The sequence below is a fragment of the Brevundimonas sp. GW822-FHT03E11 genome, from assembly GCF_058801445.1.
Genome location: NZ_JBXANG010000009.1, coordinates 22,365 through 44,462, shown reverse-complemented (window position 1 = coordinate 44,462; position 22,098 = coordinate 22,365). Strand labels below are relative to the sequence as shown.

Annotated in this window: 20 protein-coding genes; 8 read left to right on the top strand and 12 right to left on the bottom strand. The window is 64.3% G+C overall.

Features of this window, described 5'->3' with window-relative positions; all coding sequences use genetic code 11:
* Window positions 1-26 precede the first annotated feature (26 nt).
* Window positions 27-1,013 (bottom strand): 2-hydroxyacid dehydrogenase, encoded by a 987-nt coding sequence (locus AC1RKE_RS13420; RefSeq protein WP_348682994.1) that lies wholly within the window; start codon window positions 1,011-1,013, stop codon window positions 27-29.
* 63 nt (window positions 1,014-1,076) lie between these two features.
* On the opposite strand from AC1RKE_RS13420, the gene AC1RKE_RS13415 reads away from it, so the two are divergent.
* The 4 genes from AC1RKE_RS13415 to AC1RKE_RS13400 all read left to right on the top strand — a co-directional run bounded on the left by AC1RKE_RS13415 (window position 1,077) and on the right by AC1RKE_RS13400 (window position 5,378).
* Window positions 1,077-1,649 carry an SH3 domain-containing protein gene (locus AC1RKE_RS13415; protein ID WP_333896578.1) on the top strand — a complete coding sequence of 191 codons (573 nt, stop codon included), beginning with the start codon at window positions 1,077-1,079 and terminating at the stop codon, window positions 1,647-1,649.
* Between the two features lie 79 nt (window positions 1,650-1,728).
* Window positions 1,729-2,265 (top strand): 3-hydroxyacyl-[acyl-carrier-protein] dehydratase FabA, encoded by a 537-nt coding sequence (gene fabA, locus AC1RKE_RS13410; protein ID WP_152949363.1) that lies wholly within the window; start codon window positions 1,729-1,731, stop codon window positions 2,263-2,265.
* A gap of 65 nt (window positions 2,266-2,330) precedes the next feature.
* Entirely contained in the window at window positions 2,331-3,548 is a 1,218-nt protein-coding gene (gene fabB / locus AC1RKE_RS13405; RefSeq protein WP_152949364.1) for a beta-ketoacyl-ACP synthase I, read from the top strand.
* Between the two features lie 102 nt (window positions 3,549-3,650).
* Window positions 3,651-5,378 (top strand): ATP-binding protein, encoded by a 1,728-nt coding sequence (locus AC1RKE_RS13400; RefSeq protein ID WP_348682991.1) that lies wholly within the window; start codon window positions 3,651-3,653, stop codon window positions 5,376-5,378.
* An 86-nt stretch (window positions 5,379-5,464) separates the two neighbouring features.
* Here AC1RKE_RS13400 and dut read toward each other — a convergent pair whose 3' ends face one another.
* Both dut and coaBC read right to left on the bottom strand, forming a co-directional pair.
* Window positions 5,465-5,923, bottom strand: coding sequence for a dUTP diphosphatase (dut, locus tag AC1RKE_RS13395; protein ID WP_183216163.1), 459 nt, complete (start codon window positions 5,921-5,923; stop codon window positions 5,465-5,467).
* Window positions 5,920-7,143 carry a bifunctional phosphopantothenoylcysteine decarboxylase/phosphopantothenate--cysteine ligase CoaBC gene (gene coaBC / locus AC1RKE_RS13390; protein ID WP_348682989.1) on the bottom strand — a complete coding sequence of 408 codons (1,224 nt, stop codon included), beginning with the start codon at window positions 7,141-7,143 and terminating at the stop codon, window positions 5,920-5,922. Before coaBC ends, dut begins: the two co-directional genes overlap by 4 nt.
* A 108-nt stretch (window positions 7,144-7,251) precedes the next feature.
* On the opposite strand from coaBC, the gene AC1RKE_RS13385 reads away from it, so the two are divergent.
* On the top strand, window positions 7,252-7,776 hold the full coding sequence (locus AC1RKE_RS13385; protein WP_348682988.1) for an S-type pyocin family protein: 525 nt from the start codon (window positions 7,252-7,254) through the stop codon (window positions 7,774-7,776).
* Window positions 7,777-7,818: 42 nt separating this feature from the next.
* The gene (locus AC1RKE_RS13380) at window positions 7,819-8,679 is read left to right on the top strand and encodes a haloacid dehalogenase-like hydrolase (RefSeq protein ID WP_054764558.1); all 861 of its coding nucleotides are present in this window, start codon (window positions 7,819-7,821) and stop codon (window positions 8,677-8,679) included.
* A gap of 2 nt (window positions 8,680-8,681) precedes the next feature.
* Here the strand turns inward: AC1RKE_RS13380 and AC1RKE_RS13375 are convergent, their stop codons facing one another.
* The 8 genes from AC1RKE_RS13375 to sdhC form a co-directional block, all read right to left on the bottom strand.
* Window positions 8,682-9,029 (bottom strand): PilZ domain-containing protein, encoded by a 348-nt coding sequence (locus tag AC1RKE_RS13375; protein WP_152949368.1) that lies wholly within the window; start codon window positions 9,027-9,029, stop codon window positions 8,682-8,684.
* Window positions 9,030-9,128: 99 nt separating this feature from the next.
* The gene (locus AC1RKE_RS13370) at window positions 9,129-9,449 is read right to left on the bottom strand and encodes a 2Fe-2S iron-sulfur cluster-binding protein (protein ID WP_054764560.1); all 321 of its coding nucleotides are present in this window, start codon (window positions 9,447-9,449) and stop codon (window positions 9,129-9,131) included.
* Between the two features lie 176 nt (window positions 9,450-9,625).
* Window positions 9,626-13,192 (bottom strand): YobI family P-loop NTPase, encoded by a 3,567-nt coding sequence (locus AC1RKE_RS13365; protein ID WP_348682986.1) that lies wholly within the window; start codon window positions 13,190-13,192, stop codon window positions 9,626-9,628.
* Window positions 13,193-13,457: 265 nt separating this feature from the next.
* Window positions 13,458-13,832: a gamma-glutamylcyclotransferase family protein gene (locus AC1RKE_RS13360; RefSeq protein ID WP_191554878.1), complete on the bottom strand. Its 375-nt coding sequence runs from the start codon at window positions 13,830-13,832 to the stop codon at window positions 13,458-13,460.
* 10 nt (window positions 13,833-13,842) lie between these two features.
* On the bottom strand, window positions 13,843-14,640 hold the full coding sequence (locus AC1RKE_RS13355) for a succinate dehydrogenase iron-sulfur subunit (RefSeq protein WP_348682984.1): 798 nt from the start codon (window positions 14,638-14,640) through the stop codon (window positions 13,843-13,845).
* 12 nt (window positions 14,641-14,652) lie between these two features.
* Complete coding sequence (sdhA, locus tag AC1RKE_RS13350) at window positions 14,653-16,437, bottom strand: succinate dehydrogenase flavoprotein subunit (RefSeq protein ID WP_054764564.1); 1,785 nt, start codon at window positions 16,435-16,437, stop codon at window positions 14,653-14,655.
* A 7-nt stretch (window positions 16,438-16,444) separates the two neighbouring features.
* Complete coding sequence (gene sdhD / locus AC1RKE_RS13345; protein WP_348684579.1) at window positions 16,445-16,849, bottom strand: succinate dehydrogenase, hydrophobic membrane anchor protein; 405 nt, start codon at window positions 16,847-16,849, stop codon at window positions 16,445-16,447.
* Window positions 16,846-17,310 carry a succinate dehydrogenase, cytochrome b556 subunit gene (sdhC, locus tag AC1RKE_RS13340; RefSeq protein WP_348684578.1) on the bottom strand — a complete coding sequence of 155 codons (465 nt, stop codon included), beginning with the start codon at window positions 17,308-17,310 and terminating at the stop codon, window positions 16,846-16,848. Before sdhC ends, sdhD begins: the two co-directional genes overlap by 4 nt.
* A gap of 289 nt (window positions 17,311-17,599) precedes the next feature.
* Here sdhC and AC1RKE_RS13335 point away from each other — a divergent pair, with 289 nt between their 5' ends.
* Window positions 17,600-18,478 carry a pirin family protein gene (locus AC1RKE_RS13335; RefSeq protein ID WP_348684577.1) on the top strand — a complete coding sequence of 293 codons (879 nt, stop codon included), beginning with the start codon at window positions 17,600-17,602 and terminating at the stop codon, window positions 18,476-18,478.
* An 87-nt stretch (window positions 18,479-18,565) separates the two neighbouring features.
* Here the strand turns inward: AC1RKE_RS13335 and AC1RKE_RS13330 are convergent, their stop codons facing one another.
* Window positions 18,566-19,078 carry a hypothetical protein gene (locus tag AC1RKE_RS13330; RefSeq protein ID WP_054764567.1) on the bottom strand — a complete coding sequence of 171 codons (513 nt, stop codon included), beginning with the start codon at window positions 19,076-19,078 and terminating at the stop codon, window positions 18,566-18,568.
* 360 nt (window positions 19,079-19,438) lie between these two features.
* On the opposite strand from AC1RKE_RS13330, the gene alaS reads away from it, so the two are divergent.
* The gene (gene alaS, locus AC1RKE_RS13325; RefSeq protein WP_395941866.1) at window positions 19,439-22,087 is read left to right on the top strand and encodes an alanine--tRNA ligase; all 2,649 of its coding nucleotides are present in this window, start codon (window positions 19,439-19,441) and stop codon (window positions 22,085-22,087) included.
* Window positions 22,088-22,098 lie beyond the last annotated feature (11 nt).

The following is a 22,098-nucleotide window of genomic DNA, read 5'->3' as shown; positions in this document are numbered from 1 at the left end:
CCGACAGTCCTGTGAAATCGCAGGTCCTAAAGCATCGCCGGAATGACCCGGTCGGGCGGGCGATGGCCGTTCTGGAAGGTCATGACATTGGCGATGACCCGGTCGCCCATGTCCTGGCGCGCCTCCAGCGTCGCCGAACCGAGGTGGGGCAGGAGGACGACGTTGGGATGGCCCATCAGGCCCGGATGGATGGCCGGCTCATGTTCGAATACATCCAGGCCCACGCCGGCGATCGCCCGCGCCGCCACCGCCTGGGCCAGAGCCGCCTCGTCGATCAGTTCGCCGCGCGCGGTGTTGATCAGGATGGCGTGGGGCTGAAGCCGCGCCAGGCGTTCGGCCGACAGAAGATGATGGGTCTCCCGTGTGGCTGGACAGTTCAAGGAGACGATGTCCATCCGCGCCAGCATCTGGTCCAGGTCGTCCCAATAGGTGGCGCCCAGCTCCTCGGCGATCAGGTCCGAGACGGGCTTGCGATTGTGGTAATGCACCTGCAGGCCGAAGGCCTTGGCGCGACGGGCCAGGGCCTGGCCGATCCGGCCCATGCCGACGATCCCCAGCCGCTTGCCCCACAGCTTGCGCCCGCACATCCAGGTCGGGGTCCAGCCCTCGAAACGGCCTTCGGCCACCACCTGGGCCCCTTCGACGATGCGGCGGCTGACGGCCAGGATCAGGCTCATGGCCAGGTCGGCCGTATCCTCGGTCAGGACGCCGGGCGTATTGGTGACGATGATGCCGCGCGCCACGGCCGCCTCGACGTCGATATGGTCGACCCCGGCGCCGAAGTTGGCGATCATCTTCAGCTGTTCGCCGGCGCCGTTGATCAGGTCTGCGTCAATGAGGTCGGTGATGGTGGGCGCCAGGACCTCCGCCCGCTGAACCGCCGCCTCCAGCGCCGCCCGGTCCATCGGCTGGTCCTTAAGGTTCAGCTCGGCGTCGAACAGTTCGCGCATCCGCGTTTCGACCGCGTCCGGCAGGCGTCTGGTTAATACGACCTTAAGCTTGCGAACGGACATTGCGGGCCTTGGTTAGCGGGCGATGGTTCAGGATCGAAGCCCGCGCGACGGGTCGTTCCAACTGTGTCTAGCAAAGCCGCCGCCATCTTCCAAAGCCTGCGACGCCGCACCGCCGTCGCCCTGGCCGTTCTGGGCCTGGGGGTGATGGCCGGCGCCGGCGCGACCATGCCCGATGGGCGCCCCACCCCGACGGGGCTGGAGGTGCCGCGCTGGATCTCGCTGAAGTCCTCCCACGTCCGCGCCCGCCAGGGGCCGGGGCTGGACTATCCGATCCTGTGGGAGTATCGCGCCGCCGGCCTGCCGGTCCAGGTGATCGCCGAGACGACCGAATGGCGAAAGATCTGCGATCCGGACGGGGCCGTAGCCTGGATTCACCGCACCGTCTCTTCCGGCCGCCGCTATGTCTTCAACACCTCGGCCGAAGAGGTGATGATCCACGCCGGCAAGTCCCAGGCCTCGGCGGTCCGTGCGCGCCTGTCGCCCCGGTCCCTGGTGTCGCTGGACGAATGCGAGGACGGCTGGTGCCGGGTGCGGGCGCGCCGCCTGCGCGGTTGGATTCAGGAAAGGGCCGTCTTCGGCGTCCAGCAACGCGCGCTATGCAACGCCAACCGGCCCGCAGGAACCGGCCGAAGCTGAAGGGCCGAAAACCGGCGGTGTTGAGCGAAGCGGCTCGGTCGTGTAACCCGCAGGCAACAGCAGACCTGACGGAATCGCCTTGACCCAGTCCCAATATCCCTCGTCCTTCGATCACGAGGCCCTTCTCGCCTCCGGGCGCGGCGAACTGTTCGGTCCCGGCAACGCCCAACTGCCTGCGCCGCCTATGCTGATGTTCGATCGGATCACCCAGATCACGGCCGACGGCGGCGCCCATGGCAAGGGCTATGTGGAGGCCGAGCTGGATATCCATCCCGACCTCTGGTTTTTCCAGTGTCACTTCATCGGCGATCCGGTCATGCCCGGCTGCCTGGGTCTGGACGCCATGTGGCAGCTGGTCGGCTTCTATCTGGGCTGGATCGGCGGCCCTGGCCGCGGCCGTGCGCTCGGCGTCGGCGAGGTCAAGTTCACCGGTCAGGTGACGCCCGACATCAAGAAGGTCGTGTACAAGATCGACCTGAAACGGGTGATCAATCGCAAACTGGTGATGGGCATAGCCGACGGCGTGCTGGAGGCCGACGGCGAGGTCATCTACACCTGCAACGACATGCGGGTGGGACTCTTCGGCGCCGCCAAGGACGAGCAGGCGGGCGCCTAACACCTATATAACCGCGGACAGCGCGGAAGACCCCCAGGGTCGAGAAGCTAGAGTAAGGAAACACCATGCGTCGTGTCGTCGTCACCGGCCTGGGCATCGTCTCTTCCATCGGCCACGGTGCCGAAGAGGTGACCCAGTCCCTGCGCGAAGCCCGTTCGGGCGTCGTCCATGCGCCTGATCACGCCAAATACGGCTTCCGCAGCCAGGTCTGGGCCCCGCCCAAGATCGGCCCTTGGGAGGAGCTGGTGGACCGCCGCGCCGCCCGCTTCCTGGCCAACGGCACGGCCTGGGGCCATATCGCCTTCGAAGAGGCGCTGAAGTCGTCGGGCATGACGGCCGAGGAAATCCGGGACGACCGCATCGGTCTGATCGTCGGCGAGGGCGGCCCCTCGACCCAGGTCATCCTTCAGGCCGCCGCCACCACGGTGGAAAAGACCTCGCCCAAGCGCATCGGGCCGTTCGCGGTGCCGAAGGCCATGGCGTCCGGCCCCTCGGCCGTGCTGTCGACCTGGTTCCAGATGCGCGGCGTCAACTATTCGATCAGCTCGGCCTGCGCGACCTCCGCCCACTGCATCGGCGCCGGGGTCGAACAGATCCAGTGGGGCAAGCAGGACGTGGTCTTCGCCGGCGGCTGCGAGGACATCGACTGGTCCATGTCGAACATGTTCGACGCCATGGGCGCCATGTCGTCGAACTTCAACGAGACCCCCTCGGTCGCCTCGCGCGCCTATGACGTCAACCGCGACGGCTTCGTCATCGCCGGCGGCGCCGGCATAGTGGTGCTGGAGGAATACGAGCGGGCCAAGGCGCGCGGCGCGACCATCTATGCCGAGGTCACCGGCTATGGCGCCAATTCCGACGGTTATGACATGGTCGCCCCCTCGGGCGAGGGCGCCCAGCGCTGCATGAAGATCGCACTGGAACAGGCCGGCAATCCGAAGATCGACTATCTGAACCCGCACGGCACCTCGACCCCGGTCGGGGATTCGAAGGAAATGGAGGCCGTGCGCGCCGTCTTCGGCGATCAGATGCCGATGATCTCCTCGACCAAGTCCCTGACGGGCCACTCGCTCGGCGCGGCGGGCGCTCAAGAGGCCATCTACTGCCTGCTGATGATGCAGAACGGTTTCGCCGCCGAGAGCGCCCATATCGAGACCCTTGATCCGGCCTTCGAGGGCATGCCGATCCTGCGTCAGCGCCACGAGGGCGAGCTGACCCACGTCATGTCCAACAGCTTCGGCTTCGGCGGCACCAACGGAACCCTGATCCTGTCGAAGGTTTAAGAGCGGAGGGGCGACCCTCCGCCCTTAGGTAGTGTCCCTCAGCCCGGCGAAAGCCGCGGTTAGGGAATCCCGTGCATGCTGCAGGCCGGGAGAAACACAAGAATGCACGCGCGTTACGCACGGATCGCCGAGGCCAGGCAACGCGAAATTAAGGTCAGGGTCGGCTTCGCCGTCTTCATCGCCTGCACCGTCTGGGCGCTAGCGCCGTCGAAATGGCCGGCGATCTGGCTGGCGCTGGTCTTCGCCGGACAGTCGGCCGACTGGATCGTCTTCGGCGCCATCCGCAGGCTGGGAGGGGGAACGCCCTCGCGGGGGCTCAGGATCGCCGCCTGCATCAGCCTGTTCGTAAACAGCATCTTCTATTCCGCCATCGCCGCCTATCTGTGGGCGGACGGGGGTGGGTCCCAGATGGTGTTCGGCAGCATCTTAATCGCAGGGGCGCTGCTTCATGTGACCATACACCTCTATCATGAGCGTGAAATCCTCATCAGCGCCGCCACGCCGCCCGTCGTCTACTTTCTGGCCCTGCCCGTCATCCACGGCTATGTCCTGGGCCAGCCGACCGATCTTCTCGTGGCCGTGGGTTGCGTCCTGTACATGACCCATCTGCTGGTCGCGGTGCGGCAGAGTTCACAGACCAACCGCGCCATTCAGATCGCCAACGACCGCGCTCAGGAGGAGCGCCGCAGGGCCGAGGTGGCCAGCGCCGCCAAATCCGACTTCCTCGCCGTGGTCAGCCACGAAATCCGCACCCCCATGAATGCGGTGGTCACTTCGGCCAATCTGTTGGAACGGTCCCAGCTCGATCCGGCGCAGAAAGAGCACGTGGTGATGCTCAAGGACGCCAGCGAGGTTCTGATCGGCCTGTTGAACGACGTTCTCGACTTTTCGAAGATCGAGGCCGGAAAGATGGAGCTGGAAGAGGCGCCCGTCGATCTGGTGGACAAGCTGAAGGCTCTCGAGCGGATGTGGGCGCCCAAGGCGCAGGCCGCCGGCGTCGCCTTTGAGGTCTCCCTGCCTGACGACCTGCCGCGCCACGTGCGGACCGATCCGCTGCGGCTGCAACAGATTCTGTTCAATCTCGTCTCGAACGCCGTCAAGTTCACGGCGACGGGACGGATCGAGGTCCGGGCCCGCTGGAACGCCGCCCTGGGCCGGTTGACCGTCGCGGTGACCGATACCGGATGCGGTATTCCCGACGACCGCCTGCCCTATGTCTTCGACGTGTTCGAACAGGTCGATGCGGGGGTGACGCGCCGGCACGGGGGCTCAGGCCTCGGCCTGGCCATCACCTGCAAACTGGCCCAGCTGATGGGCGGGTCCGTGTCGGTCGAAAGTCGATTGGGAGAAGGCTCTATCTTCACGGTCGATCTGCCGATGGGGATCGCGGCCGCCCCCTCGGCGACCCTGGCGGTCAGCGCACCCTCGACCTTCGCACACGGGCTGGACATTCTGGCGGTGGACGATCACCCCGTGAATCGTCGGATCGTGGCCCTGCTGCTCGAGCCCATGGGGTGTGTCCTGACCTTCGCCGAAAACGGTCAGGAGGCTGTGGAGGCGGCGGCCCTGCGCCGGTTCGACGCCATTCTGATGGACATGCAGATGCCGGTTATGGACGGATTGACGGCGACGCGGGCCATTCGCTCGGAAGGGCCCAATGCCGGCACGCCGGTCATCGCCCTGACGGCCAACGCCCTGGAGACCCATCGCGCGGCGTGGGCGACAGTGGGGGTGGACGACTTCGTCACCAAGCCGATCGACCCGGAGCGCCTCGCCTCGGCGCTGGAGGCGGCCGTGCGAGGCGAGGCCGCCTTGGCCGCGACGGCCTGAGCGGCGCGCAATCGGATCAGCGCGCCGGGGCGGCGCCGTCTCCGACAAGGCCGGCCTGAGGCCGTGGTCCCGCCTTCAGGTGAGCCCTACCGCCCCGTCGAACCGAACCCCCCCGCGCCCCGCGCGGTGTCGTCCAGGGTCTCGACCTCGATCCAGTCCGCCCGTTCGTGTTTGGCGATCACCAGCTGGGCGATGCGTTCGCCCCGGCGAATGACGAAGTCTTCATCGCCGATATTGGCCAGGATGACGCCGCACTCGCCGCGATAGTCGCTGTCGATCGTGCCCGGCGCATTGGGGCAGATGATCCCGTGCTTCAGGGCCAGGCCCGAGCGGGCGCGGACCTGGGCCTCATAGCCCAAAGGCAGGGCGATCTTCAGCCCCGTTGGCACCAGGGCGCGCCGGCCCGGCGCCAGGGTCAGGGGCTGGTCCTCGGGCACGGCGGCGCGCAGGTCCATGCCCGCCGACCCGGCCGTCTCATAGGCGGGCAGGGGCAGGCCCTCGGCGTGGGGCAGGCGCAGGATCTGAACGGAGACGGCTTCGGTCATTGGGCGCTCTTGAAATGGTCGGCGATACGGTCGGCCAGGGCCTGGGCGACGGCGGTCTTGGATTGGCGGGGCCAGACCTCGGCGCCCTGGGCGGTGACCAGCAGAACGGCGTTGCCGTCGGATCCGAACACCTCGTCCGAGACGTCGTTGCCGACGATCCAGTCGCAGCCCTTCCTCGACAATTTGGCGCGGGCGTTGGCCTCGAGATCGGTGGTCTCGGCGGCGAAGCCGATGACCAGGGCGGGCCGGTTCGGTCCCGGCGCGGCGACCCCGGCCAGAATGTCCGGGTTCTCGATCAGGGCCAGCGTCGGCGGCCCGCCCGGCCCCTTCTTGATCTTGCCCCCGGCGACGGTGTCCACACGCCAGTCGGCCACGGCGGCGGACAGGACGGCGATGTCGGCCGGCAGGGCGGCTTGCGTCGCCGCCTTCATCTCCAGGGCGCTTTCCACCTCCATCCGAGTGACGCCGGGCGGAGCGGACAGGGCGGTGGGGCCGGACACCAGCGTCACCTCCGCCCCCCGCTGGGCCAGGGCGGCGGCGACGGCGTAGCCCTGTTTGCCGCTGGAGCGATTGGTCAGGCCGCGCACCGGGTCGATCGGCTCGAAGGTGGGGCCGGCCGTGACCACCGCCCTTCGTCCGGCCAAAGGTCTGGGGCCCGTCAGCAGGCCCTGGATCGCCTCCACTATGGCCGCCGGCTCAGCCATTCGGCCGGGTCCGTACTCGCCGCACGCCATCTCGCCCTCATCCGGTCCGACCACGGCCGCGCCGTGGAAGCCGGGGAAGGATTTCAGCCGCTCCATATTGGCCTGGACCGCCGGGTGGTCCCACATCCGCACATTCATGGCCGGCGCCAGCAGCACCCGCTTGTCCGTGGCGATCAATGTGGTGGAGGCCAGGTCGTCGGCGATCCCATTGGCCGCCTTGGCGATCAGCCCGGCCGTCGCCGGCGCCACGACCACCAGATCGGCCCAGCGCGACAGCTCGATATGGCCCATGCTGGTCTCGTCGTCCGGGTGGAACAGGCCGGACCGCACCGGATGGCCGCTGAGCGCCGCCAGGGACAGGGGTGTGACGAACTCGGCCCCCGCTTCGGTCAGGATCACCCGGGTTTCGCCGCCCCCCTTGGCGATCAGACGCACCAGCTCCAGCGCCTTATAGGCCGCTATGCCGCCGCCGACGATCAGCAGCACCTTTCGGTCGGTAAGCGCGCGCATGTCCATGGCCCCGCTCTAGCGGTCTCAGGCGACGGCGTCGAGACGATCAAAAAGAACATTGTGCGAACAATCGAGTTGTGCTTACGTCGCCTTCAGCGGGTATCGGAGGGGAAAATGATCGCGCTGAGGATAAGAGGGGCCGTTCCGGTCTCGTTTGGCCTGCTGTGCGGCCTAATGGCCCTGGCGGCCTGCGACAACAGTTCGGCGGTGCAGACGCGGGACCGGACGGCGTCGGCGCCCGTCGGGGCCGGCGATCCGTCGTCCGAGTCGGCCGAGGCGCCGGCGGCGGAAACGGCCAAGCCGGTGTTGACCGCCAGCCGCCGGGAAACGGTGGACGCCAAGATCGCCCGCCTCTATGCGCGCAACGGCGCTGATTTCGGCGCGACCTCGGCCGAAGCCTATCTGGACAAGGTGACGGCCTTCACCACCCGGCCGCCCGGCGACGCCGAGACGGTGAAACGGCCGAACGGCGACACCCTGATCTATCAGGCCTCGACCAACACCTTCGCCGTGGTGGCCAAGGACGGCACGCCCCGCACCATGTTCAAACCGACCACCGGGGCCGACTATTGGGCCGAGCAGAAGGCGGCGGCCCCGACCTTCGGTCAGAGGCGGAGATCGACGCAGGAGGCCGGCTGATATAGAGGGCGGGGTTCCCTGCCGCTCTTCCGGACCTCGCCCATGGCCGACGCCCCCTCTGCCGCGCCCCCGCTCAAGACCGCCCTGATCTATGATTTCGACGGCACCCTGGCGCGCGGCAACATGCAGGAGGTCAGCTTCATCCCCTCGGTGGGCATGGACGTCGGCGCCTTCTGGGGCGAGGCCGAGGCCCTGACCAAGGACGCCGACGGCGACGGCATACTGATGTACATGCAGCTGATGCTGCACCATGCGCGCCAGAACGGCGCCCCTGTGACGCGCGAGACCCTGCGTCGCCACGGCGAGGCGGTGGCCCTGTTCGAAGGTCTGAAGGACCTCAGCTGGTTCGACCGGATGAACGCCTTCGGCGCCCGATACGGGCTGGAGATCGAACACTATATCGTCTCGGCCGGGCTGGAGGAGATGATCGACGGCACGCCGATCCGGCCCGCCCTGACCCACGTCTTCGCCTCCCACTATGTCTATGACGAAAAGGGCGAGGCGGCCTGGCCGGCGGTCGGCGTCAACTACACCACCAAGACCCAGTACCTCTTCCGCATCAACAAGGGGGTGAAGAACCACTGGGAGCACGAGCGGATCAACCACTTCATCCCCGACGACCAGCGGCCCGTCCCCTTCGACCGGATGATCTTCATCGGCGACGGCGACACCGACGTGCCGACCATGAAGATGATGCACACCAAGGGCGGCTTTTCGATCGCCGTCTATGACCCGCGCTCGAACGAGAAGGACCAGAAGAAGGTCTATTCCCTGATCTCGGAGGATCGGGTCAATTTCGTCGCCGCTGCCGACTATCGCGAGGGCTCGGCCCTGGACCTGATTGTCAAGGGGCTGATCGGCCGGATCGCCATCAACGCCGGGGCCATGCCGGCGGGGATGTAGGCCTAGCGGCCCCCGGCCCTCACCCAGGCGTCGCGCGCCCCGGCCAGCCGGGCGGGCGCCAGGCCGCGCAGGGATTTGGCGCCCGTCTGTTTCAGACCCGCCTCCTGCCCCTTTTGCCAGACCAGGGTCGCCTCATAGGCCAGGCCCTCGGCCACATCGATCACCACCACCTGGGCCGGCAGGGCCGCGCTGCGGTCCAGCCTCAGCCGCATTCCCGTGTCCGACAGATCGACGATGACGCAGACCGTCTCCAGCCCCGCCGCGCTGACCACGCCGCGCGCATTGACGGTGCGACGAGCCTCGCCGCGTCGATCGGCGGGCAGGGCGGGCTTGGATCCGAACAGACGCATGGGGAAACTCGGCCTTGGAAACACTGCCGTCCTGCAACGCGCGCCGACGACAAAGGCGCCGGGCGGCCTGACCTCAGTACGGGGTCTTGGGGCGGGTTCTTAGTGCTGGTTTTGGGGCAGGCGCACGACCAGGCCGTCCAGCGCCTCCGACACCCGGATCTGGCACGACAGCCGGCTGTTGGGCTCGACCTCCTCGGCGAAATCCAGCATCGACTCCTCCATGGCCGAGGGTTTGCCCGTCGCCTCGCGCCAGGCCTCGTCGACATAGACATGGCAGGTGGCGCAGGCGCAGGCCCCGCCGCAATCCGCATCGATCCCCGGCACATTGTTCCGGATCGCGCCCTCCATGACGGACAGCCCCGGTTTCACGTCGACCACGTGCTCGGTTCCGTCATGCTCGATATAGGTGATGCTGGCCATGCGCCGCTCATATCAAGCCGGGGCGATGGTGCAAGGGCCGATGGACGGCGGGCGGCGGTTGAGGCGGGTTGGTGGAGGCGGAACCTGACTCAAGGCGGCGGTTGGCCCCTTCCGTTTCCCGCTGGTTACGTAGCGCACTTACCGAATGAACACGAGAACTACGTACATGGCAATGTTCACTTGCGATATAGATTAATCACAATATCATCGCCCCACCATGCCTTGCCAAAGGATGATATGACTTTTCTGTGAGTCAACCATTCTGCCAACGTACGGTTTTCATCAGAATTTTCTAGCTGCGGACGACCGTAACCGGTGGTAATCTCCTTGTACGGCCGAGGTAAAAGTTTCAACGTCTCTCGTACCTGCTGCACATCCATCGTTTGATGTAGTTCGTTAAGCAGTTTGATCTTTGTTATGGTGGGGCTAGATGCAAGGATCATCTCTTGCGCAACTTCGAAAGTAATATTTTTAACCTTGCTATCCGTTCTCGCAAGAATCTGACCTACTAGAGCAGCTCTTTCTGGACGGCCCACGAGCTGATTCAAGTCCATTAAGTCGATTAAATTGCGCTTATATCGATCCTCGATGTTTGACCTGAGAAGGCGCTCTCGGAAATCGTCATCAACCGAAACTGCGGCAGGATTATCCAGGTACGTCGCTATGTTATTAGCGACAAAAACAACCTGCAAATCCATATCACCATCGAGAGATGCGAAAATGTCTGCGTCGAACGTAACTCCGCACTCCTCCACTAGTATCCGGCGCTTCGTGGGCTCAAGGGTCGTCGGAATTGTTTTTGCCTTGTTACGCAGAGCAGCGACGTACTCTCGATAGACGTCGTCGGGCATTCCGTTTGCATTTCGCAAAAATCTTCGCAGTGAAAACGCGTCCTCCCCAGTGGGGATCGGAGTTTTCAAGAGTGCGGAGCGAGCATCATCATCTGTCAGAAAATGGATAAGGCTCTCGGCTTTGCCGGCATCATCGCGTAGAAACGCTAAGCAATTCGTCCAGCTGGGCTCGATCTTCACCAAGCGAAATAGCGACGAATGGTAGCGTTCGGGAACACCCTCCAGAGATGGGAAGACGGCGTTTTGCTTGTCGATGAACTTTTCAACCTTCTCGGCATCGAGCTCGTCGTGCGAAAGCAGCTCAAGCAAGGCCGAGACAGACTCGTCATCGTTACGGTCCAGCCGGCAGAGGACGCTATCGAAGTATACGCCAAACTCCGATCCTATACGCTCCAGAAGCGGTCTGCTGTTTAGCTCGCGGAGGGTAGAAAAGTGTCGACGATGGAGGCTCTCCACATCGGACTGTCCAAGTACCGACACGTAGATGAAATCCAAGTTCTCAACTGAAAGGCGATAATGACCGCTTTCAAATAACGCGCGGACGATCCCGTGATGATGCTCGATTGCGGATAGGTCTTGCACCTGGATTGCTAACGGTTCGAGCTTCGACGGATCTAACCCCTCGGCGTGAGACAGGATTCCGGGTAGCGCCCCGGAAAGATATCGGCCCAATTCGGAATGCTCGCCCGCAACACGACCCAGCACCTCGGCTGGAGCATGCTCGATCAGCCTCGCAAGGTGGATGTCACATATAGGGCTCTCGAGCACCGCAGGGACTAGACCCGGCCAAGCTGCGGAAAGCCCCACCAGCAACTTCTCGATCTGGGTGCCAGTGGAATAGTACGCTTGAAAGAACCCTTCGCACTCGGAAAACTCGGTTGCGAGGAATCTAAATATCTTGTCTTTGCGGCCATGCTGACTTGGCTCGCTGAGCAGGACATCGACAATCTTAACATTAAGAACGTAGCCAAGACCGAAGTCGTCCTCCCGCATATTTTCGATAACTTCTTTGGCATTATCGATTGGAAACTCTGGATCTGGCGTAACAAAACTTCTGATATGCCGAAGGAACTTGTTATCGCTCGGGGAAAGTCTTCCAGAATGAAACATGGAAGTGTATTGATAGTAGCTGTCGTCGAGGTGCCCTTCCAGCAGTAGGAATCGAGCCAATTCTCCGCCATCTCCTAGCTGGCCTAGCGTTTCTGTCAGTTGATCGATGTCATTCCTCAGCAAAAGGTTGAACTTGCAGGTGCGGACGTACGTCATCCTCGCTCGCAGTTCCCCGATCCGCTTTTGTGCCGCCTCCCTCCTCTCCTGCGATTTTCCCTCGATCAAGGCGGCTCTATCACGGTAGCTCAATTTTGGATCAACACCGGACTGTAAATCCCTGATATCGCGCTGCCCCCCACCATGCTGGGCCGAATTATAGGTAACCCTCTCGGCGGTGATGATGTCGTCGAACGCCTCGCTGTCCGTCAGCTGAGGGGCGGAGATCATGCCGTTTCCGCTCGTACCCACGGATATCAGGGCAGATGGCAACTTCTGAAACAGCGCCATCGCGTAAATGCGCCGTAGATCCCGGAGGTCCTTTGGAACCTGCTGTTCAGCGGCTTGTATCTCATGCTCGAGCTGCGCGATCTCCGTCTTATACTTCCGCTCCGCCTCCGCGATCAGCACGTCCTTCCGGTCAAAGATCGACGCCAAGACCCCGTCGCCACGATGCAGCTTTTCGAAGTCCCGCGGATAGGTATTTTTATATATCAGAACCGCTAGAAGCTTGTTCGGATCGAGGGAGTTGTCACCATCTGCTTCGAGACTCTCGTTATATATGGCATATTCATTGAATATATTGCTGATAAGTCTTAAGTCGTTAAGATATCGAGATACCTCACGAAGAAACCGAGAATCAAGACGATCCTCCAGCGCAAGCCTCGTTCCTTGCTTTAACACCATATCAATGGAGTTGGAGCTATTTATGATCGGCACAACAGGGATAATAAACTCGAAGAACTTCGTCCGGTCTGTATTGGTAAACATATCATCGCGGAGCGCGTAGAGAAATTGAACCCGCCTTTTGACTCCTGCGTATCCATTTACTAAGCTGTTGATCTCGCGGAGAGAGACGAAAATATCTGGATTGTCAAACCGATCAAGATCTTCAACAACTACAAGTTTGTATTTTGTGGACTGAAAGAAATATACGATCTCGTCAAGATGTCGATTAAGTATAGATGCTTGATCGGCCGCAGAAGGGCTAAGCTCCACATTCTTTAGAGATATACTCTTGAGGGATACGCCGAAACTGGCGACGTAAAAATATTGAAACGCAGTCCAAAGGAAAATAGCTGCGAATCCAAACACTGCTAACTTGAACCAATTCGTCAGAGCGAACGGCTCGAAATAGACCCCTGATAGAACAGATGCTCGTTCCGCGAATAGATACCAAAGAGCCGTGAACCCTAGCAGGATGTAGAGCGACCAGAATTTCGACCAAAACCCAGGTGACTTGATGCGTTTGAACCTCGACAATGGAAGCTTGTCGGCATCCGCACCGTATAGGAGTTGCTGGAGGATGCTGCGCTCGATCTCCTGTTTGGATACCTCACGCTTGGGATCACCCGCCTCAGGCAGAAACGCGGCGAGCGATATGTGCAGTGCCGAACGAGGATGGCGCTTCAGAAAGGTCCTGATGATGCTGCTTTTGCCAGACCCATAAGGTCCGGTGAGCGCGATGTTGAAAACTCTCGGATTAGCCGTCGCCTTCTCCAATGCTCGCGCATAGACGCCGTCTGGATCGGCCTCGTCGGTGGGGGCGAGGTCGACGAACTGTGAACCAGTTCTGGCCGGGGAAGCGTAATCTTTAAGAGAAGCGGCGGTGGTCTCGAGACGCACTGCGGACCATCGTGCCAAAGCCCGGAGTCGGTCATAGAACGGATTGGAATTTCGCGCGGTCATAGGAGCACGAACTACCATACGTTTCATGGCTTCCAAACCGCACCGCACATTGGCGATGCTCTTCCCGTCTGACCTCAGCGATCACCAACATCAGGGTTGGTTTGCGAAGTAGGCATCGCGCCCGGCAGCCTTCGGGCTCAGGGGCGGAATGTCGCGTTTACGGCGTAGTCCTCATGACCGCTTATGGCGCAACTTCCGCCCCTCACCCCTCCGCCACCACATACACCCACGCCGCCGCCCCCGCCGCCGTCGTCACGCGCACCCGGCGATAGGCCTCGCCCTCATAGGCGTCGGCGGCGGTCAGGTCGGCGGGGGTCAGGGGGTAGAGGCGGCCGGGCACGGGCGGGGCGGCGTCCGGCGTCGGGATCAGGATCGGATAGTGGATCAGGCCGGTCTCGGCCGTGATCTGGGGATCTTCGACGGGGATGTGCGACAGGCGAAAACCGCTCAGTCGGTCCGGGGCGCCGGGCCCCAGGTCGCGGCCGAAGACGGCCGTCTGGACCGCCGGGTCCTGCAGCGTGCCATAGGCGAACAGCAGGACCTCAGCGGTCATGGAGGCGGCGGCGTCGGCGGCCAAGCCGTCTGGATCAGGCCGCCTGTTTCTTGCGGCCGGGGGCGACCATCAGCTTCTTGGTTTCGGCGATGGCCTTGGCCGGGTTCAGGCCCTTGGGGCAGACCTGGGCGCAGTTCATGATGGTGTGGCAGCGGTACAGTTTGAACGGGTCTTCCAGGTCGTCCAGACGTTTCTGGGTGGCGTCGTCGCGGCTGTCGGCGATCCAGCGATAGGACTGCAGCAGGGCCGCCGGGCCCAGATATTCCTCCTGGTTCCACCAGTAGCTGGGGCAGGAGGTGGAGCAGCAGGCGCACAGGATGCACTCGTACAGGCCGTCCAGTTTTTCGCGCTCGGCCGGGGTCTGGAGCCGTTCCTTCTCCGGGTCGGGCTCGTCCGACTGGAGATAGGGCTGGATGGAGTCGTACTGGGCGTAGAACAGGCTCAGGTCCGTCACCAGGTCCTTGACCACCGGCTGGTGCGGCAGGGGGGAGATGGTGATGTTGTGCGAGGCGCACTCGTCCCAGCCCTTGGTGCAGGCCAGGGCGTTGCGCCCGTCGATGTTCATCGAGCAGGAGCCGCAGATCCCCTCCCGGCACGAGCGCCGGAACGACAGGGTCGGGTCGATGGTGTTCTTGATGTGGATCAGGGCGTCCAGCAGCATCGGCCCGTGATCGTCGGACGAGACCTCATAGACGTCCCAGCGCGGGTCGGCGTCGACCTCGGGGTCGTAGCGGTAGACCTTGTAGGTCTTGACGTTCTTGGCGCCGGCCGGGGCCTTGTTGACCTTGCCCTTGGCAGGCTTGGAGCCGCGGGGGAGGGAGAGTTGAACCATCTGCGTTCGACCTCAGTAAACCCGAGCCTTGGGCTCGATGTACGCGATGTCGTCGGACATCGTGTAATTGTGCACGGGGCGGTAGTCGATCTGGACCTGTTCGCCCGGGCGCTTCCACGCCAGGGTGTGTTTCATCCAGTTCGCGTCGTCCCGGTCCGGATAGTCCTCGCGGGCGTGGGCGCCGCGCGATTCCGTGCGGTTCAGGGCGCTCTCGATGGTGACGACGGCCTGGGCAATCAGATTGTCGTACTCCAGCGTTTCCATCAGATCCGTGTTCCAGATCAGGCCGCGGTCCGTGGTCTTGATGTCGGAACCGGCGGCGTCGATGGCGCGCAGCTTGTCCGTGCCCTGTTGCAGGGTGTCGCCGGTGCGGAACACCGCCGCATCGGCCTGCATCGCCTTCTGCATCGCCAGCCGCAGCTCAGCCGTCGGGGTGGAGCCGTCAGCGTTGCGGAAGCGGTCCAGTCGGGCCAGGTGGGCGTCGGTCTGGGCCTTGGAGGCGCTGGGCACGGCCGATGCCTTGTCCACCACCTCGCCGCAGCGCAGGCCGACGGCGCGGCCGAACACCACCAGGTCGGTCAGGGAGTTGGAGCCCAGGCGGTTGGCGCCGTGCACCGAGACGCAGGCCGCCTCGCCAACGGCCATCAGGCCGGGCACGACGCTGTCGGGGTTTCCATCACGAAGGGTCAGCACCTCGCCGTGATAGTTCGTGGGAATGCCGCCCATATTGTAGTGGACCGTCGGCAGGACCGGGATCGGCGCCTTGGTCACGTCCACGCCGGCGAAGATCTTGGCGCTTTCGGAAATGCCCGGCAGGCGCTGATGCAGGATCTTCGGATCCAGGTGGTCCAGGTGCAGGAAGATGTGGTCCTTGTTCGGGCCCACGCCGCGGCCTTCGCGAATCTCGATGGTCATGGAGCGGCTGACCATGTCGCGGGGGGCCAGGTCCTTCACGGTCGGCGCATAGCGCTCCATGAAGCGCTCGCCTTCCGAATTGGTCAGATAACCGCCCTCGCCGCGGGCGCCCTCGGTGATCAGGCAGCCGGCGCCGTAGATGCCGGTCGGGTGGAACTGGACGAACTCCATGTCCTGCAGCGGCAGGCCGGCGCGCAGCACCATGGCGTTGCCGTCGCCGGTGCAGGTGTGGGCGGAGGTGGCCGAGAAATAGGCCCGGCCGTAGCCGCCGGTCGCCAGAACCACCATCTTGGCCCGGAACTGGTGAAGCTGCCCATTGTCCAGCTGAAGCGCCGTCACGCCGGTGCAGGCGCCGTCCTGCATGATCAGGTCCAGCGCGAAATATTCGATGAAGAACTTCACCTCGCGGCGCACCGACTGGCCGTAAAGGGTGTGCAGGATGGCGTGGCCGGTGCGGTCGGCGGCAGCGCAGGTGCGCTGCACCGGGCCCTCGCCGAAGTTGCGGGTCATGCCGCCGAAGGCGCGCTGATAGATCTTGCCTTCCTCGGTCCGCGAGAAGGGCACGCCCCAGTGTTCCAGCTCATAGACGGCCTTGGGCGCGTTCCTGACCAGATATTCGATCGAGTCCTGGTCGCCCAGCCAGTCCGACCCCTTGACGGTGTCGTACATGTGCCACTGCCAGCTGTCCTCGCCCATATTGCCGAGCGAGGCGGAGATGCCGCCCTGGGCGGCGACGGTGTGGGAGCGGGTCGGGAAGACCTTGGTGACGCAGGCGACCTTCAGCCCCTGCTGGGCGGCGCCAAGCGCGGCGCGAAGGCCGGAGCCCCCGGCGCCGACGACGACGACGTCATATTCGTGATCGATCAGTTCGTAAGCGGCCATCTGGGGATCAGGCTCCGAAACCGGCGGGCAGGGGCGCAGAACCCAGCGCCAGCCGCACGATGAAGAAGACGCTGGCGGCCGCCAGCACGAGAAGGACCAGGTTCAGCAGGCCCGTCAGGGCCTTGCGGGCGCCGACCTGGGGCACATAGTCCTCAAGGATGACCTTCCAGGCCAGGCTGAGGTAGCCGAACAGCAGCACAGCCGTGACCGCCATCAGGCCGGCGTTCAGCGGCCTGGCGAACCAGGTCATGACGGCGTCATAAGAGGCGCCCGCCAGGGTGAAGCCGGTCGAGGCGACCCAGACGCCCAGCGGCAGCAGCGCCGTCAGCAGCACCCGCTCGGCCAGCCATTCGCCGGCGCCGTGGTGCTCGGAAATCTTGACGTTGTTCTTGAACTTGGCGACGCCGCTCACAGCGAAACCCTCCCGACAGCGAACAGAACGACCCAGAACAGGATCGCCAGGGGGATGGGCGCCCAGACCGCGATATTGGACAGGGTCGTCGCCGATTTGATCGTCAGGCCGTTGCCGGTGTCGTTGATCGTGTGGCGGGCGCCGTTCAGGATGAAGGAGAACAGGACCACCGTCAGGCCGAAGCCGACGAACAGGCCCAGCGGCGAGCCCGCCAGGGCCAAAGCCGTCTCATAGGCCTCGGGCCCGAAGGCCAGGGCGCCCAGCCAGGCGACGACGAAGACCAGGCCGACGGTGCCGGCGATCAGGGTCGCGCGGAACAGGATCGAGGCGGCCATGGTCACGTGCCAGCGCCAGATTCCCATATGGGGCGAGAGCGGGGTCAGATGGCCGTTGGGCTGGATGACGAAACGACCGGTTCGGTCGCCCGATGCAACCCCCGGGTTCGGCTTGGGCTGAGTCATGCGAATGCTTCTCAAAAGCGAATGAATTCAATCGCCGTGTGCGGTTGCGAAGGCTTTTGTGATCCTAGAACGGCGGTGTCAACGCACGGCGGCGCACAAGTCGAATTCTTGGGCCGTATTGGGCGTCTGTTTGTCGTGATCTTCCGGGTTTGTGCATGATCGCGCTCGATCGCTTGGCGAGATAAGGGATTTACGTCCGGGGTCTCGCCTCGGATGACGGCGGCGCCGGCCTCGGCCCTGACGACGAAGGTCTCTCGAAATCCGCGATCCGCCACCCTATATGTAGCGGATGAGCCCCGCCACGCCCCGCCCCGTTTTGCGCCTTCATCCCGCCTATCGCGACGACATAGGCGACCTGACCACGCGTCGGCCGGTGCCTGGTCCGGACCTGGATCAGGTCGATCCCTTCCTGTTCCTGAATCATCACGGGCCCCAGACCTATCCGCCGAACAACGCCGGCCTGCCGTTCGGCCCGCACCCGCATCGGGGGTTCGAGACCGTCACCTTCATCCTGGACGGCGAACTGGCCCACAACGACTCCGGCGGCGGCGAAAGCATCATCAAGGCGGGCGGGATCCAGTGGATGACCGCCGGCTCGGGCCTGATCCACGCCGAACTGTCGCCGGCCGACTTCAAGCGCGACGGCGGGCCGATGGAGATCCTGCAGCTGTGGGTGAACCTGCCGTCCCGGCTGAAGATGACCCGGCCCGCCTATGTGGGGCTTCAGGCCGCCGACATCCCCACCTTCACCACCGAGGGCGGCGTGGTGGTCGAGCCGGTCTCCGGCGAATGGCTGGGGGTCAAGGCGCCGATCCAGTCGCTGATCGACATCCATCTGGCCATCGTCCGCCTGCCCGCCGGCGCCCGGTTCGAAGTCCCGGTCGCGCCCGGCCGCACCGTCTTCTTCTATGCGATCAACGGCCAGGTGTCGGTCGCCGGAACCCCCGTGCCCGAATGGAACCTGGCCGCCCTGGGCGACGGCGACGCGGTCGAGATCACGGCCCAAAGCACAGACAAGACCGGGGCCGTCGTCCTGCTCGGCCACGCCGAGCCGATCAAGGAGCCGGTCTTCAGCCACGGCCCCTTCGTCATGACCACCCGCGAGGAAATCATCCAGGCCATTCAGGACTACCAGTCCGGCAAGTTCGGCCCGCCGCCGCGGGTGTGAGGCTGGCCTTTGGCTTTTAGGCCTCGTCGGCTGTGCAGAACGCAGACATTCCGAAGGGCTGTTCGGGGTGGTTGGAGGACCTTCCGATCAGTCCCAGTCGCCGTTGTTGATCTTGGAAACCCAATCCTCGTCAAGGTTCATGACCGCCTCCGCGAGCGCATGGTGACTTTTCGAGACAGCCATGGCGGCCATAGCGGCGACAGTCATGTCTCGACTCCAACTCTCGCCTCGATGAGCGAGCACACAGTCCGGCAGGCGAGAGATGGCTAAGTCGTAGGCGGGCAGGAGAAAGTCCGGCACCTCTGGCCCTCGACCATTTGTCCGAGCCACATCAACCGACGCCGGAAAGAGCAAAAAGCCGAAATCAATCGGGTTCGCTTGTGATAGCGCGATTTCCACGACATGCGGGATCGCTGCGTATGACGCGGTGTAGACGTCGCCTTGATGGCAAAGGCTCGACCAAAGCGTAAGCCACGGCTCGTCGTTTGGACCCTGCTGCTCTGGCCGTTTCGCCAATGCGTGGAGAAGATCGGGAATGTCCGATGCCGCCCCGTAAGCGTGAGTGAGTTCAGACCAGCGGTTATCGTCGAGTTCAAGCATAGCTACTAACCTTCCACGGGAAAGCACTCATGCCAATGTCCGCAACGGGTCGTGAGGCGTCTTATCTAATCGTAGCCACAGCAGACGCTGACTTTCGCTGATGCTATGTATGGCAGTGCGGTGGGGGGAGGACACCCCGCTAGGGGCACCAGAGGGTAATGCTGACCGCGCCCAGGGTCTTGGGCACCGTCTGCGTAATAGTCAGGCGCAGATCTAGCCCCACCGCACATTGATGCCGAAATGGGTCGAACCCAGGAAATCGCCCCGCCTCGCCCCCACCTCGCCCAGATGATGCGTTCCCCGACAAAACCCTATATGACGCCGGTTCCTTAGCGACCGCCGAGCCGAAGACACGCCCAAATGCCCAGCCTGAACGAGATCCGCGCCACCTATCTGAACTTCTTCGCGGCCGACGGTCACGAGAAGGTTCACTCGGCGCCGCTGGTGCCGCAGAACGATCCGTCCCTGCTGTTCGTCAATGCGGGCATGGTGCCGTTCAAGGACTATTTCACCGGCGCGTCCAAGCCGCCCTATCCGCGCGCCACCAGTTCGCAGAAATGCGTCCGCGCCGGGGGCAAGCACAATGACCTGGACAATGTCGGCTACACCGCCCGCCACCTGACCTTCTTCGAGATGCTGGGTAACTTCTCCTTCGGCGACTATTTCAAGGAACACGCCATTGACCGGGCGTGGAAACTGGTGACCCAGGACTTCGATCTGGATCCCAAGCGCCTGCTGGTCACCGTCTATATCGATGACGACGAGGCCGCCGCCATCTGGAAGAAGGTCACCGGCTTCTCCGACGACAAGATCATCCGCATCGCCGGCTCGGACAATTTCTGGGCCATGGGCGACTCAGGCCCCTGCGGCCCCTGCACCGAGATCTTCTGGGACCACGGCGATAAGATCGCCGGCGGCCCTCCCGGCTCGCCGGACGAGGACGGCGACCGCTTCGTGGAGATCTGGAACAACGTCTTCATGCAGTTCGAGAAGGAGAACGACCAGATCGTTCGCAACCTTCCCAAGCCCAGCGTCGACACCGGCATGGGTCTGGAGCGGATGACCACCGTGCTCCAGGGCGTGCATTCGGTGTTCGAGACCGACCTGTTCAAGACCCTGATCGCCGCCTCGGAAGACGCCACCTCGACCAAGGCCGCCGGCGACCAGGCCGCCAGCCACCGGGTCATCGCCGACCACCTGCGCTCCTCCTCCTTCCTGATCGCCGACGGCGTGACCCCGTCGAACGAAGGCCGGGGCTATGTGCTGCGCCGGATCATGCGCCGCGCCATGCGCCACGCCCATCTGCTGGGCGCGGCCGACCCGCTGATGCACCGTCTGGTCCCCACCTTGGTCGATCAGATGGGCGACGCCTATCCTGAACTGGCCCGCGCCCAGGCCTTCATCGAGGACACGCTGAAACAGGAAGAGGTGCGGTTCCGCACCACCCTCGGCCGGGGCATGGCCCTGTTCGACACGGCGGTTCAGGGCTTCAAGCCGGGCGACATGCTGGACGGCCAGACGGCCTTCACCCTGTCCGACACCTACGGCTTCCCGCTGGACCTGACCCAGGACGAGGCGCGTCGCCGCGGCTTCTCGGTCAATGTGGACGGCTTCGAGGCCGCCATGGCCGAACAGCGCCAGCGCTCGCGCGAGAACTGGAAGGGCTCGGGCCAGTCGGCCAACGCCGGCGAATGGCTGGCCGTGCGCGACCGCATGGGACCGACCGTCTTCACCGGCTATGACTCCCTCGAGGGCTCGGGCGAGGTCTTGGCCGTCATGAACGGCGGCGCGCCCGTCGAGGCGGCCGAGGCCGGCGAGATCGTCGAGGTCTTGCTCGATACGACCCCCTTCTACGCCGAAAGCGGCGGTCAGACGGGCGATCAGGGGACGCTGGAATGGCCGGGCGGAGAGGCCGAAGTTCTCGACGTCAAGAAGCACGCCGGCGACCTGCACGTTCTGTCGGTCCAGATCACGGCCGGCCGGCTGGAGATGGGCGCCCGCGTCGCCCAACTGGTGGACGCCGACAAGCGTATGACCACCCGCGCCAACCATTCGGCCGCTCACCTGCTGCACACGGCCCTGAAGAATGTGCTGGGCCCGGCGGTCGCCCAGAAGGGCCAGCTGGTCGATTCTGAGCGCGCGCGCTTCGACTTCAGCCACGGCGCCCCCGTGACCGAGGACGAGCTGGCCGCCATCGAGGCCGAGGTCAACGCGGTCATCCGCCAGAACGTCCCGGCGGAGACCAAGCTGATGGCCCCCGCCGACGCCATCGCCGCCGGCGCCATCGCCCTGTTCGGCGAGAAATACGGCGACGAGGTCCGGGTGCTGACGCTGGGCCGGTCGCTGACCAGCGACAACGCCCCCTATTCGGTCGAACTCTGCGGCGGCACCCACGTCGCCCGCACCGGCGACATCGGCCTGTTCAAGATTGTTCAGGAGACCGGCGTCGCCGCCGGCGTCCGCCGTATCGAGGCCCTGACCGGCGAGGCGGCCCGCCTCTATCTGGAAGGTCAGGCCGGCGTGGCCCGCAAGCTGGCCCGCGACTTCAAGATCCAGACCCCCGACGTGCCCGCTCGGGTCGAGGCCCTTCAGGGTTCGGTCAAGACGCTGGAGAAACAGGTCGCCGAGCTGAAGAAGCAACTGGCCCTGGGCGGAGGTTCGGGCGGGTCATCCGCGCCGGAAGAGATCGGGGGGATCAAGCTGATGGCCCGCGTCCTGGACGGGGTGGACGGCAAGGGGCTGCGCGGCGTGGCCGAGGACTTCAGGAAACAGGTCGGAACCGGCGTCGTCGCCTTGATCGGCGTCACTGAGGGCAAGGCCGCCGTCACCGTCGCCGTCACCTCTGATTTGACCGACCGCGTCAACGCCGCAGACCTGGCCCGCGCCGCCGTCATCGCCATGGGGGGACAAGGCGCCGGCGGCAAGCCCGACTTCGCCCAAGGCGGCGCTCCCGACGGCTCCAAGGCCGAAGACGGCCTCACCGCCGTCCGCGAGGCGCTGAAGGCCTGAGCATACCCCGA